General features: G+C 65.1%; 11 protein-coding genes and 1 riboswitch. Of the genes, 7 read left to right on the forward strand and 4 right to left on the reverse strand.

Translation table 11 applies throughout. From position 1 onward, the window contains the following. Positions 1 to 173 precede the first annotated feature (173 nt). The 4 genes from KEM60_RS00695 to KEM60_RS00710 all read left to right on the forward strand — a co-directional run bounded on the left by KEM60_RS00695 (position 174) and on the right by KEM60_RS00710 (position 5335). Positions 174 to 1772, forward strand: coding sequence for a Cys-Gln thioester bond-forming surface protein (locus KEM60_RS00695; RefSeq protein ID WP_219105576.1), 1599 nt, complete (start codon positions 174 to 176; stop codon positions 1770 to 1772). A gap of 93 nt (positions 1773 to 1865) precedes the next feature. After that, the gene (locus KEM60_RS00700) at positions 1866 to 2714 is read left to right on the forward strand and encodes a PhzF family phenazine biosynthesis protein (protein ID WP_219105577.1); all 849 of its coding nucleotides are present in this window, start codon (positions 1866 to 1868) and stop codon (positions 2712 to 2714) included. A 536-nt stretch (positions 2715 to 3250) separates the two neighbouring features. Then, positions 3251 to 4864 (forward strand): VaFE repeat-containing surface-anchored protein, encoded by a 1614-nt coding sequence (locus tag KEM60_RS00705; RefSeq protein ID WP_219105578.1) that lies wholly within the window; start codon positions 3251 to 3253, stop codon positions 4862 to 4864. A 192-nt stretch (positions 4865 to 5056) separates the two neighbouring features. Continuing rightward, positions 5057 to 5335, forward strand: a complete 279-nt coding sequence (locus KEM60_RS00710; RefSeq protein WP_219105579.1) for a DUF4235 domain-containing protein — start codon at positions 5057 to 5059, stop codon at positions 5333 to 5335. 116 nt (positions 5336 to 5451) lie between these two features. Here KEM60_RS00710 and KEM60_RS00715 read toward each other — a convergent pair whose 3' ends face one another. The 4 genes from KEM60_RS00715 to KEM60_RS00730 form a co-directional block, all read right to left on the reverse strand. Beyond that, complete coding sequence (locus KEM60_RS00715) at positions 5452 to 5952, reverse strand: Lrp/AsnC family transcriptional regulator (protein ID WP_219105580.1); 501 nt, start codon at positions 5950 to 5952, stop codon at positions 5452 to 5454. 74 nt (positions 5953 to 6026) lie between these two features. After that, entirely contained in the window at positions 6027 to 6740 is a 714-nt protein-coding gene (locus KEM60_RS00720; RefSeq protein WP_219105581.1) for an energy-coupling factor transporter transmembrane protein EcfT, read from the reverse strand. After that, a complete protein-coding gene (locus KEM60_RS00725; RefSeq protein ID WP_219105582.1) occupies positions 6740 to 8365 on the reverse strand; it encodes an ABC transporter ATP-binding protein in 1626 nt (541 codons plus the stop codon). The genes KEM60_RS00720 and KEM60_RS00725 overlap by 1 nt, the downstream gene beginning before the upstream one ends. Next, positions 8365 to 9030, reverse strand: coding sequence for an ECF transporter S component (locus KEM60_RS00730; protein ID WP_219105583.1), 666 nt, complete (start codon positions 9028 to 9030; stop codon positions 8365 to 8367). Before KEM60_RS00730 ends, KEM60_RS00725 begins: the two co-directional genes overlap by 1 nt. Before the next feature lie 96 nt (positions 9031 to 9126). Continuing rightward, positions 9127 to 9230, reverse strand: a riboswitch (TPP riboswitch). A gap of 249 nt (positions 9231 to 9479) precedes the next feature. Here KEM60_RS00730 and pdhA point away from each other — a divergent pair. From pdhA to KEM60_RS00745, 3 genes are read left to right on the forward strand one after another with little or no spacing between them, the layout of a single operon-like run. After that, positions 9480 to 10622: a pyruvate dehydrogenase (acetyl-transferring) E1 component subunit alpha gene (gene pdhA, locus KEM60_RS00735; RefSeq protein ID WP_219105584.1), complete on the forward strand. Its 1143-nt coding sequence runs from the start codon at positions 9480 to 9482 to the stop codon at positions 10620 to 10622. A 1-nt stretch (position 10623) separates the two neighbouring features. Continuing rightward, the gene (locus tag KEM60_RS00740; RefSeq protein ID WP_219105585.1) at positions 10624 to 11700 is read left to right on the forward strand and encodes an alpha-ketoacid dehydrogenase subunit beta; all 1077 of its coding nucleotides are present in this window, start codon (positions 10624 to 10626) and stop codon (positions 11698 to 11700) included. After that, positions 11697 to 13247: a dihydrolipoamide acetyltransferase family protein gene (locus KEM60_RS00745; protein ID WP_219105586.1), complete on the forward strand. Its 1551-nt coding sequence runs from the start codon at positions 11697 to 11699 to the stop codon at positions 13245 to 13247. The genes KEM60_RS00740 and KEM60_RS00745 overlap by 4 nt, the downstream gene beginning before the upstream one ends. Positions 13248 to 13256 lie beyond the last annotated feature (9 nt).

The raw sequence follows: 13256 nt of genomic DNA on the forward strand, positions 1-13256 counted from the left end.
ATCTAGCTGATTTGACTTTGGGCTTCAAGAACGTGCAACATAGAGATCGCAGCGCAGCTGCAGATCACGATCAGAAAGATATCGGAGAAGGGGTTCTTCGAAGACTTCTGGCGAAGTGCACAAGGGGAAATTGGCACTTCACCCCATGCGGATCCTGGGGAAAGGACGCATGGGTGGTGATCCACGGGGAAAACATTCAAGGGGACAGTTCCATGCAGTTCACGGGGAAGATGCGCCGTCACGCACGCCACATCGTCAGCGCCACCACCGCCGGTGGTCTCACACTCGCCGCTCTCGTCGCAGGAGCCGGCAACGCCCACGCCGTCGGCCCTCAAGGGACCCTGACCGGGGGGACCGCCCAGAACGAAGTCTGGGAAAACACCACCCACGCCTGGATGGGCACCACGCTCATGCAGATCCGCCCGGATGCTGGTGGCAGCGCCTACGTCTACTGCATCGAACGGGACACCCCGACCTACATCGACCGTAACCTGCGCTACGAAGCCCACGAATGGGCGACGTACGAACGCAACGCCAACTGGGACCGCGTCTCCGGCAAGGTCGCCTGGATCCTGTCCCACTCCTATCCGCAGATCAACGCCACCCAGGTCCTACACAACGCCGGGTACACCCTCCAAGCCGGTGAGACCGTCGCAGCCAGCCGCATCGCCGCCGCGACCCAGGCCGCCATCTGGCACTACACCCAGGGCTTCGAGCCCCGCGCCGACGGCTTCTGGACCGCCACCTCCCGCGCCACCGCAGACAGCGCGGACCCTGCCGCCACCGCCGTCTACGACTACCTGACCACGAACGCCACCGACGTGGCCCCACCGAAGCTGAGCGTCAGCCTCACACCGAACAACCCTGCCCGTGACGACAACGGCCTTTTTGCTCCGATCACGCTGAAAGCCACCAACCCGGCCACCGTCAACGGAACCCTTCCCACTGGCGCGACACTGACGATCGACGGCCAGGAAACTACCCTGCCCGCAACGGTCGTCGCTGGCGAGCACACGCTGTCACTGAGCGTCCCTCCGACCACCCCTAGCGGCTCGCTGGACGTGAAGGTGAGCAGTTCCGGCGTAGGGGCCCCGGTCGGCACGATTTGGCAGAGCACTGGTGGCAACTACCAGTCGCTGATCACCGCATCCTCCACCCAGACCACCGCCGAAGCCTCCACCACACTGTCCTGGACTGCTCCCGCACCTGCGCCAGAGCCCACACCAGAACCGTCCGCCCCTGCGCCGTCGCCGGAGCCGACAACTCCGGTCAGCTCGCCAGAGCCGACGCCCACCACTGACGCACCGAGCGTCGCGCCCACGGCCGCGCCCACCACGCCAGCCGAGACCCCGGTGAGCACGCCCACCACTGACGCACCGAGCGTCGCACCGACCGCCGTACCCACCACATCGGCCGAAGCACCTACGCCAGTCGACTCACCTGCACCAACGCAGGCACCCGTGCCGACCCAGGAACCGTCCGCACCGGTCGCCGTACCAACTCAGACCGCTGACGCGCCCGTCGGCAGCCCTGAGCCAAGCGCGATCGTGCCGCCGGAGAAGGCCGCCACTACCACCAGCAGCCCCAACGGCAAGGTCACTGCCTCAGCGACCAGCAACACCACCGCGAGCGCTCCGACCTCGTCCGCGCCGGAAAACACCGGCACCCTGCCCTACACCGGTGCCGGGACGATGATCTGGGGAGGTGTGGCCTTCGCCCTGATCAGCGTAGGTGCCGCCTTCCTTGCCCTCGGACGCCGCGCGCGCGTCTGAGTTCCCCCAGGAGCCGCGATCCGAGTCCCCTTCGGATCGCGGCTCCGCCCCTTTTCGGACGCGGCCACCTCCGATGGGCAATAAGCTGCAGGAATGGATCTCACCTTCCGCCTCATCAACGTGTTCGCCGAGAGCCACGACCCTTTCTCTGGTAACGCCATCGCCGTGTTCGAGAACTGCCGGGACCTCGGCGAAGATGCCATGCAAGCCATCTCCCGCCAGGTGAATCTGGAGACTGTGTTCCTCCTGGAGGTCACCGAGGAGGGCGCAGACATCCGGTTCTACTCACCGGAGGGCAAGGGACGGTTCGCCGGGAGCGCCAGTCTCGGCACCGCACATGTGGTGGACGAGTTGTCCGGTGCTCGTCGTGCCCCGATGCGTCTGACCTCCGGGCCGGAGAGCGAGCCGACGTGGATTAAGCCGTATGGGCGCGATAACTGGCAGATCCGGGCACGGGAGGCTGAGAGCCGCAAGTTGAAGTCAAGCCCGCAGATCCTTGCTTCGCTGGTGGGGTTGCCGACCACCGCCATCAGCGACGACGTGATGCTGATCAATTCGGGCCGCTCTGGGGTGGTGTTGCCGGTCAAGACGGTTGAGGACGTGGCCAAGACTCACCTGGACGCTCGCATGTTGCACAGTTACGCGATGCTGCTGAACACCGACCCTCAGGTGTATGTCTGGGCGCGTCGAGACGAGAAGACCATCGTGTCTCGGATGTTCTACGGGCCAGGCGGGGGCGTGTTGGAGGTCGCGGCGACGGGTTCAGGGGCGGCGAACTTGGGTCATTGGCTCTCTGCGCACGGTGAGAGCGGTCAATGGCACATCTATCAGGGTGCGGCAGTAGGGCGTCCGTCTGTGTTGGATCTTGATGTGGCTGAGGATCAGAGCGTCTTCGTCGGTGGTCATGTCAACCAGGTGGCAAGTGGTGTGCTGAGCATCTGATTCGATACTGAACTGTGGGCTGTGACAGGTAGCTGTCACAGCCCACAGGTGTCTGGTGACAGCGGCTGCTGATGGATGGCTGGAACGCTGCAATGGAAATGTCACTTTGATGATGGGGAGTTTTGCCCGGTTCTCTCCGTGCGATCTCTACCGGAAACCCCTATATCTGCTGGTCAGATGGCTTATATGTGATGGCAGAAGAGTGCGATGTACTCACCAGTACCCCCGATACGACGATCACTGACGTCACGGATCCATAACGACTCATTGCAACTTTATGACCCACTGAACACGTCGTATAGCGGGCTTTAATGCCCCTACCTGGCACATCGTCCAAGACGGGCGTTCATTTATCACTCAACTAACTCTTTTTTGAGTCAGAGGACGCGATAGCATCCGGGAACCATACAGAGAAGTGGGGTCCGTCAACGCCCTGACCTGGTCATCGTTGTCATTGACTCCGCCACGCCCTTTGTCGATCCATGCCCCGTCAGCCAACGGGTCACGGGTTGGCACCTCCGCTGAGGAGAGACACCATGCATAGGCCGTTGGCCCTCGCATCCCTGCGAGAAGAGGCCCCCCTACCGGCGGTCGACTCGCAGGACGCTCGAGTACGACACACGTCTAGCCCCCGTCGGGCCGCACTGCGCACCAGCGCTGTGCTCTGCTCCTTCGCGCTCAGCGCCGGAGCGCTCACCTGCGGGACGGCGCACGCTGCCCCCAACGAGGCACACATTAACGGCGGCAGCCACGAGAACACCGTCCTGCGGGCCCAGCCGGACCCCCAGCGGAAGATGAACACAGCCCTCATCCACCTCAAGGATGACCTGACCGGCAGCGATGTGGGCCTGTACTGCATCGAGATGGACGTCCCGATCGACGTCCGCAACCGCACCGTCCGCTACATCCAGCGGGAGTGGAGTTCCTACAACTCGCACGACCCGAACTGGTCCAAGGTTTCCGGCAAGGTGGCCTGGATCGCGGCAAACTCCTTCCCCAGTGTCGCCCCCGAAGTGGTGCTGCAGAAGGCCGGAATCAACAGCCCGATGGACAAGACCCGGATCGTCGCTGCGACCCAGGCCGCCATCTGGCACTACACGCAGGGCTTCGTCCCGTCCAAGCCGTTCCAGACGCACAACGTCGGCAACGACGAGTCCGCGGAGAAGCTCTACGAGTACCTGGTGGCCAACGCCACGGACGTCAAGGCGCCCAAGGTCACCCCGAGCTTCTCGCTCAACAGCATCTCCGGCACCAGCAACACCACGCTGAAGTCCACCGAGCTGACCGCCTCCGCGGAGACCGAGATCACCGCCAAGCTCCCCCAGGGCGCTCAGCTGCTGATCGACGGTAAGCCGGCGAACTCCCCGGTCAAGCTGCCGCAGGGCAAGCACACCATCAGCATCAAAGCTGGCGCCGAAGCCGGTACGGCCTCGGTGGAAGCCGTCGCCCAAGGCGAACTCGCCCCGGCCGGTACCGTCTGGTACTCGCACGGCAAGCAGTCGCTGATCACCGCCAAGGCTGGCGCCACCAAGGTGACTGCCGAAGCGCACTTCATCTGGTCTCCGGCCCCAGCGAAGCTGAGCACCACCGCGATCGACAAGGCGGACAACGACAAGAAGCTGTCACCCAACGGTGGCACGGTTGTCGACACGATCCGCTACTCCGGCCTCAAGCCCGGCACCACCTACAAGGTCAAGGGCCTGCTGATGGACAAGGCCACTGGCAAGAGCACCGGCATCACCGGTGAGGGCAGCTTCACGCCCACCTCTGAGAGCGGCACGACCACCGTGTCCTTCCAGGTCCCCGCGGGCCACGCCGGTCGTAGCCTGGTGGCTTTCGAGCAGGTCATCACCGGTGACACCCTGGTCGCGTCCCACGAGGACATCAACAGCCCCGAGCAGACGGTGACCGTCGACGCTCCGCCGCCGCCGCCCACCACGACGAAGCCCGGCACCCCGCCGGTCACTCCGCCGTCACCGCCGAACACCCCTCCGGCCACCCCACCGAACACCCCGCCGACGCCGCCGAACACCCCGGAACTCCCGGTGACCGGTTCGCAGACCCTGCTCATTGCAGGTGGCGGTCTGGCCCTGCTGGCCGCTGGTGGCAGTGCCATCTACATGACGCGTCGTCGTTCCGCCAAGCACTGACGACGTAGCCGCACCCACAGGGGTGGCGTCGGTCCTCGCGACCGGCGCCACCCCTGTTGTCATGCCTCTCAGCACACGACCTGGCAGCATCGCTGGCCGAGCCCACCCGGCGATATGTCGGGATCATCATGTCCTGGCAGACTGAGCCCAGACCCGACGTGTCGTCGGGTGTTTCGCGAGAGGAGAGCAACCGTGGGCGACAAGGTGTTCAAACTGGTCGGCGCGGGCGCAGCGGTCGGCGCAGCAGCCGTGGCCAAGATCGTCAGTGAAAAGGGGTGGAAAGCCGTCATGGCGAGCGAACCCCCCACCAACCCCGATGACCCCGACACCGAACTATGGGAAGCCATGGCGTGGGCCATGGCTTCCGGCGCGGCGATCGCTGTCGCTCGGATGCTCGCCAGCCGACAGTGGAGCCGGTACTACGGCAAGTCCGTGGGCGACCGTACCCGGGCCGCAATCACTGCGGACTGACCTCAGGGAGCACCCTGGGCCTCCTCGCCTCCGATGGCACCGCCGTCGGAGGCGAGGGACGCCAGCGCAAGAGACGTCGCTGAGAGCACACCTCAGGCCAGATCAGCGATGCCAGGTCAGTCAGCGGTGCCGGTGGGCTCCATCGACCGCCACGGACCCGGGGTCTCGACGTCGGCGAACACCAGCCACGTCCGAGATGCTTTCACTCCCGGGATCGATTGCAGACGCTCTAGGACCACATCGCGCAAGGTCGCGGTATCCGGAGCTCGCACCAAGGTGATCACGTCGAACTCGGCACCCACTAGGGCGACATGCTCGACGTAGGGCACCTGGACGAGAGCGTCACGGACCTCACGCCACGAATCCTGCTCGATGGACAGACTCACATAGGCCGCGGTGGACAACCCGGCTCGGTCTGCGACCACTCGCGCAGTGAACCCAGCAATCACTCCGGATCGGGTCAACCGCTCCACCCGGGCATAGGCATTCGCACGACTGATGTGCAGCCGCTGCGCCAAAGCCCGCATGGATAGGCGTCCGTCATCCACCAGGGCTGCCACGATGGCCCGGTCTGTCGCATCCAGAGCCGTCGCGGTGGGGGACGTACGATCAGGCATCAGAAGGACCTCTCGTCACATCGTCTTCCACGAGGAGCCTACGGGGCGCCAGTCAGCAGCCTTCGGCCTGGGTCTTATCCACACCACAGGAGCGCCACCGGCAACGCCGCCAGCAGTGAATTCATGATCACCAAGGTGCTGTCGGCGCCGGTCCAGGGAGCTGGCTCAGCCCACGTCCGGGGCTCCCCCGATGCCGCCGCCGCCGAATATCCGCGAGCTTCCATCGCGACTGTCATCCGACCGGCAGCCCGAATCGCCTCCACTATCAACATCACGGCAGACGTCGCTGCATCCTGGGCCAGCGCCACAGGCCCGCGACCGGAAGCCAACCCACGAATCCGCCGGATCCGTCGAATGTCTTCCCATTCCTGCTGCAGATCCTCAAAACGTTGCAGAGCCGCCACAAACGCCAGGACCGGCCTCGCCGGCAACCGCAACCGTTGCCCCAGATGGTCGCCCACCGTGGACGGGTCCACAAACGAAGCAAAAATAATTCCCGGTATGACGAAGAATCCGACCCGAAGGCCCGCAGTGACCGCCGTCATGCCATCTGGAGTGGCGGCCAGCAGCCAGTTTGACCACGTGACCGAGAGGACAGCCAAGACCCCGGGGAGGATCCTGGCCCACGGAAACCGGACCGGACCCACCACGATCACCAGGAGCAGAATCGCCGTACCGGCGCTGATCAGCGCTTGAGTGAAGGTGCGAATGGCCGGAGCCGTCACGACTAGCACCAATGACGATGCCATCAGAGACAACGGACCACACCGCCTGAGCAAACCCCACATCACTGCGGCCCTCCCGCCACCCGCATAGCTCCAGCGTGCAGATGGAGCGTCGCGTCAGCATGCGCCGCCAGAGCATCGTCATGGGTAGAGACCGCGACCGCGCAGCCAGCATCCCGGGCCGCCACGAGAACCGCAGCGACCGCCGCCCAGGTGTGCCGATCTTGACCGACCGTGGGTTCGTCAGCGCCGATCACCGCTGGTCCATGAGCGACAGCTGCTACGACAGCGAGACGTCGTTGTTCCCCACCGGAAAGCCGATGCGGATGCCGACGGGCCAGATGCCCGATCCCCAGGACATCCATGAGGACGTCGACCCGATGCTCCGCAGCACGCCCAGAGTCACCGACCACACCGGCGCCACCGGCGCCACTCTTCCAGCGACCCAAAGCGCGGGGGGTGCTCAGCAGGGCATCTCGGACGGTATGCCCACCCACCGCGGCCATTGCTGCCCGCTGGGGGATCCAGCCGATGCGCGCAGCCACGTCGATGGGTGACCATCGGTGCGGAGCAGTGCGTCCCAGCGGCGAGAATCCCGACGCCGCCCTCACCTCCCCACTGGTGGGAGCATCAAGACCACAAAGGACACCAACCAGAGAGGACTTTCCCGCGCCACTAGCCCCCCGGACGGCGAGTGCGTGTCCGCGGAGCAATTCAGTGGATACCCCGGTCAGGGCGAGGATGTCCGGTTCAGGCTGAGTGAGGGCGCGCAGTCCGCGTCGCGGGCGCCGCCGCAGGGTCAGGTCGGTGCCGGTGATGAGGGGGACGTCGAGGTGCTCAGGGATGACCCCTGGCCATGGGCGGCAGAGGTCATCGGGGAGGGCAGGAAGGTCAGGGGCAGGGGCGCCAGGCACCCAGACACCGGCGTTGAGGAGGGTGGCGGTGTGGGTGTCGAGGACCTTCTGGACTGGCCCGTCGGCGGAGACGGTGCCCTCAGCGTCGAGGACGACGAGGCGGTCCACCAGGTCGACCCAACCGTCGAGTCGGTGCTCGACGACGATCAACGTGGCGCCGGTGCCATCGACGGTGTCGATGACAGCTCGACGTACGGCGGCGGCGGACTGCTCGTCGAGCATGGAGGTGGGTTCGTCGAGGAGGATGACCTGGGGTTGCAGGGCAATCAGTCCGGCGAGGGCCAGTCGTTGGGATTCACCACCGGAGAGGGCGGTGGTCGCATGGTGGGCAGGGTAGGGCAGGTGCACGCAGCGAAGGGCGTGGCGGACCCTCTGGGCGATGTCATCGCGGGGTACGGCGAGATTTTCCGGGCCGAATGCGATATCTCGACCGATGGTGCCTGCGACTCGGGAGTCTGCGGGGTCTTGGACCATCAATCCGACCCGTCCATCACCGGCGTGGGCGGGGGTGCCGTTGATGAGGACGTGCCCGGTGATCGTGCCAGGGTCGACGGTGTCGAGGACTCCGGCAATCGCTCGGAGCAGGGTGGACTTTCCGGCGCCGGAGGCCCCGGCGAGAAGGACCTTTTCACCCGGCTCCAGGTGCAGGTCGAGTGCATCCAGGATCGGACGTCGCCGACCCAACGGGGTCCAGCTGAGGTGATTCAGGTCGATGCGGGCGCCGCCAGAGCGGGGGCCGTCGGCGGGGCGGATCCGGGCGCGCGGGGAGGTCATCAGGGGTGCGGGATGTCGTCCTCAACGGTGGCTTCCGCAGCCAAGAGCTCTTCTCCAGCTGGGAAGGCATGAAGGACTCCGGTGGCGGCAAGCAGTTGAATGGCTTTCCAACTGAGTATTCCAGCCACGACGACCCCGGAGATCACCCCACAGCCGAGGTACGCCGCTTTGTAAAGAGGAGAGTATTCAGCGACATAAGTCCACCATTCATAGAGGACGATCTCGCTGACCGCGGCGAGGGCACCAGCGAGGACAGCCACATCGAGTTTCCAGCGGCGCCAACGGTAAAGAGCTACCGCGAATTCGACTCCACCAGCTTGCAACACGGCCGAGATCAGCACGGCACCGCCCCATTTGTTGCCGAGGATCGCTTCGATGCTGGCAGCGACCAGTTCAATGAACAAGGCCGCGCCGGGACGTCGGACGACGAGCGCGCCGAGCACCGCCGGGAGGAGCCAGACCCCGAGCATCAATTCCCCGGCCGGCGGGAACAGCTGGGTGAAGACTTCGACCAGGGGGTAAATGAAGGTGCTAAAACCCCAGAACACGACACCGAAGGCGACACCGAGAACGGCAAGGGTAACCAGGTCGATGGCCCGCCAGGCAAAAGGCCCACCGCGGGCGAGTACGCCGGTCGGGCGGGTGGTGTCGGGGTGGTGATTCATGCTGATGTCCTATCTACCCGCTGGTCTCCTAGGGGAGCCGCTGGGGGGCGTGCCACCCAGCGGCGCTCCGCGGATCACGGTGCGTCGTCGTGGCATGCCTGAGATATCCCGACTCCCTCCGCCGGTGTGAACCGGATCAGGTTCGAGGGTCTGCGGTGGGTCCGCACTCTCAGCGCGTGGGCGCTCCCCTGTCGTCTGCGGCTCACCGTACCTCAGCGATAGCCACTCCTGCATCCACCGTGTGCTGTCTCAGCTCACCTATGAATGACAATTAGTTTGGTACTAGAGGCTATTCAAGCCAATTAGTCTCGTCTTGCCGGGAGTGCTTGAGCCGAGGGTACGGCGCGAGCACGATCACAACGTGACCCATGGTGACACCAGGCCGTGTCGAGGCCTGCCGATGCACCGCCACTCAGGACCGCGACGAAGCGGGCGAGGAAGGGATTCCGATGACGACGACGTCGACAGATAGGACCGGGCTGATGCCCGCGCCCGAGCCGGTGCGATTCCTCGACGAGCTCGGCGAGCGGGTCACCCCGGTCACTGATGACTATGCCCCACCGCCGGAGGCCCTTCTCTTGGAGTGCTACCGCCTCATGGTCATCGGCCGTCGCTTCGACACCCAAGCCACCGCACTGACCAAGCAAGGCCGACTTGCGGTCTACCCCAGTTCACGAGGTCAAGAAGCCTGCCAAGTCGGCTCAGTGCTGATGCTGCGCCCTGACGACTGGTTTTTCCCGACGTACCGAGACTCGGTGGCCCTCATCTCCCGGGGCATCGACCCCGTGGAAGTGCTCACCTTGCTGCGCGGTGACGCCCACTGCGGATACGACACGATGGCCACCCACACCGCCCCCCAGTGCACGCCGCTATCCACCCAGCTCGTCCACGCCGCCGGAGTCGCCTACGGCGAAGCCCGACAAGGACATGACCGCGTCGCCGTGGCCTTCATCGGCGACGGCGCCACCAGCGAAGGTGATTTCCACGAAGCGTTGAACTTCGCAGCGGTCTTCAAAGCCCCCGTGGTGTTCGTCGTCCAGAACAACGGCTGGGCGATCTCAGTGCCCTTGTCCAAACAAACCGCCGCTCCAAGCCTGGCCTACAAAGGCATCGGCTACGGAATGGTCTGTGAACAAGTCGACGGCAACGACGCGCTCGCAGTGCTCGCTGTCGTGGGCAAAGCCATCGAACGAGCCCGTGCCGGCGGCGGACCCGCTCTCATCGAATTGCACACCTACCGGATGGAAGCCCACACCAACGCCGACGACGCGACCCGCTATCGCAACGCCGAAGACGTCGCTGCATGGGGCGCGCGCGATCCGTTAGCCCGGTTGGAGACTTATCTGCGTGCCTGCGGCACCTTGGACGACGAGACAGCGGCGTTCATTGCCGAGAACGCCGAAGATGCGGCAGCTGACCTGCGCGAACGGATGAATATCGATCCGCAGCCCGACCCGGGCAGCCTCTTTGACCACGTCTATGCCACCCCGACGGCCCAGTTGCAAGAGCAGCGCGAACAGGTCCTCGCGGAGATCGCCGCACAGGACGACACCGACGCCGACGTACCCACCACTGACCAGAAGGGGTGCTGACATGGCACCGGTGACTTTTGCGAACGCACTCAACCAGGCGTTGCGAGACGCCCTTGCCGCCGACGACCGCGTCAGTGTCTTTGGGGAAGATGTCGGCGTCGCTGGCGGAGTTTTCCGCATCACTGACGGCATCGCGCGGGATCTGGGCGAGGATCGCTGTTTTGACACCCCCTTAGCGGAGTCCGGGATCGTAGGTTTTGCGATCGGCATGTGCATGGCGGGGCTGCGGCCGATCGTGGAGATGCAATTCGATGCCTTCGCCTACCCCGCTTTCGAGCAAATCACCTCCCATGTGGCGAAGATGCGCAACCGGACCCGGGGGGTGGTGAACCTGCCGATGGTGATCCGAGTGCCCTACGCCGGGGGCATCGGTGGGGTCGAACATCACTGCGACTCCTCGGAGGGCTACTACGCGCACACCCCTGGGCTGCGGGTCTACACCCCAGGAACCGTGGAAGATGCCTATGTGCTGCTTCGCGCGGCAGTGGCCGACCCCGACCCGGTGATCTTCCTCGAACCGAAGCGGCTCTATTGGTCTAAGGACGACGTCGACTTGCGTGATCTGGCGGCCCGCCATGACCTCACCCCGCCCGGTCAGGCTGTGGTCCGGCGCCCTGGCACGGATGTCACCCTCGTGACCTATGGGCCGTCAGTGCCGGTGGCATTGCAGGCGGCGGCCGCTGCTGAGGACGAAGGCTGGTCGGTGGAGGTCATCGACCTGCGCACTCTCAACCCGTACGACGATGTCACCGTGGTGGAATCGGTACGTCGGACTGGGCGATGCGTCGTGGTGACCGAAGCGCAGGGTTTTGCCGGGGTGGGCGCAGAGATCGTGGCGCGGGTGCAGGAACGAGCGTTTCATGCGTTGGCAGCGCCGGTGTTGCGAGTCACTGGCTTGGACATCCCTTATCCGCCACCGAAGTTGGAGCATCTGCACCTGCCTGGGGTCGACCGGATTTTGGACACGATTGCGCGGCTGCAATGGGATGACGAGCCTGACCTGCGACATGTCGACCTGTCAGCTGGTCAGGGTTCAGTCAATGGAGCCGACCTGGTGTCGCTGGGAGGGGCCCGATGAGCACCCAGACATTCCTGCTGCCCGACTTGGGCGAAGGCCTCACCGAAGCCGAGATCGTGTCCTGGGCGGTGGAGACCGGCGACACCGTGGCCGTCGATCAGGTCATCGTCACCGTGGAGACCGCGAAGGCGCAGGTGGAGGTGCCTTGTCCGTACGCCGGGGTGGTCACTGATCGGCACGGGCGGGCCGGTGAGGTCTTGGATGTGGGGGCACCTCTCGTGACGGTGAAGGTGACGGCCTCGCGCTCGAGACAACCGGTCGGGGACAATACCTCCGGATCGGGCAATGTCCTTATCGGGTACGGCACTTCGGAAACTACTCAGCGTCGTCGACGTCGCGTGCCAGCCGTGGCCAGGGCTGCCCAGGAGCCGGGTTCACGCCCGGGCGGTGCGGTGCGGGTCATCTCACCGCTGGTCCGTCGTCTCGCCGCCGAGAATGGCATCGACCTGAGTCAGGTGTCACCTAGTGCCCCAGGAGGAATCATCACTAAACGTGATATCGAGGCCGTGTTATCCACGGACCGTCAGGAGCAGGCCGTGGCTGTCGTCACCCCAGTGGCGTCGATCGCACCGCAGACCCCGACAGCGCTGCCCGGAGAGACCACGTGGACAACGGATAAGGCGTACCCAGCGGAGCCGATCCCCGACCGGGACCTCCTTGATGAGCTGGAGCAGGACGCTGCTGCCCCGGAATCCGGTCTTGTCGCAGCATCGGACACCACGTCAGAGACGGTCGACGTACCGGTGCCCGTCACCGCGCCCGAGCCAGCAGCCGCTCTCGAACCAGCTGCTGTCTCTGCGTCGGCCGCTGTTCCTGGCCAGGACGCCCTCACCGCAGCACGGACTTTTGGCCATGACGATGTCCGCCTGCCACTGACAGGGATCCGTAAAGTCATCGCCGACCGGCTGTCGACCTCTCGCCGGGACATTCCCGACGCCACCACCTGGGTGGATGTCGACGCGACCGGTCTGCGCAGCTTGAAGGACGACCTGGCCACGTATGTGCCGCACGCCCGCATCGGCTATCTGGCGTTGCTCGCCCGGATCGTGGTGGCGGGGCTGACCCGTTTCCCTGAGCTCAACGCCCGCGTAGATACCCACGCCCAAGAAATTGTGCAGATGGGATCAGTTCACCTGTCGATTGCCGCGCAAGGACCCCGTGGACTGGTGGTGCCGGTGCTCCACCACGCGGAAGTCCTGTCCACGCAGGAACTCGCGGCAGCGCTACGGACTCTGGTCGATCGCGCCAAGGCAGGCGTCCTCACTCCGGAAGAGATGAGCGGTGGCACCTTCACCCTCAACAATTACGGCGTGTACGGCGTCGACGGATCGACCCCGATCATCAACCACCCAGAGGCGGGCATGCTCGGGGTGGGACGCATCATTGACCGGCCGTGGGTCGTCGACGGTCAGTTGTGTGTGCGTCCGATGACCCAGTTGTCACTGACATTTGACCATCGGGTGTGTGACGGTGGGGTCGCTGGTGGTTTCCTGCGGTACGTCGCGGACTGTGTGGAACACCCTGGGGCCTTACTGGCCGGACTGTGAACACACCGC

The organism is Austwickia sp. TVS 96-490-7B (assembly GCF_019331795.1).
Classification (GTDB): Bacteria; Actinomycetota; Actinomycetes; order Actinomycetales; family Dermatophilaceae; genus Austwickia.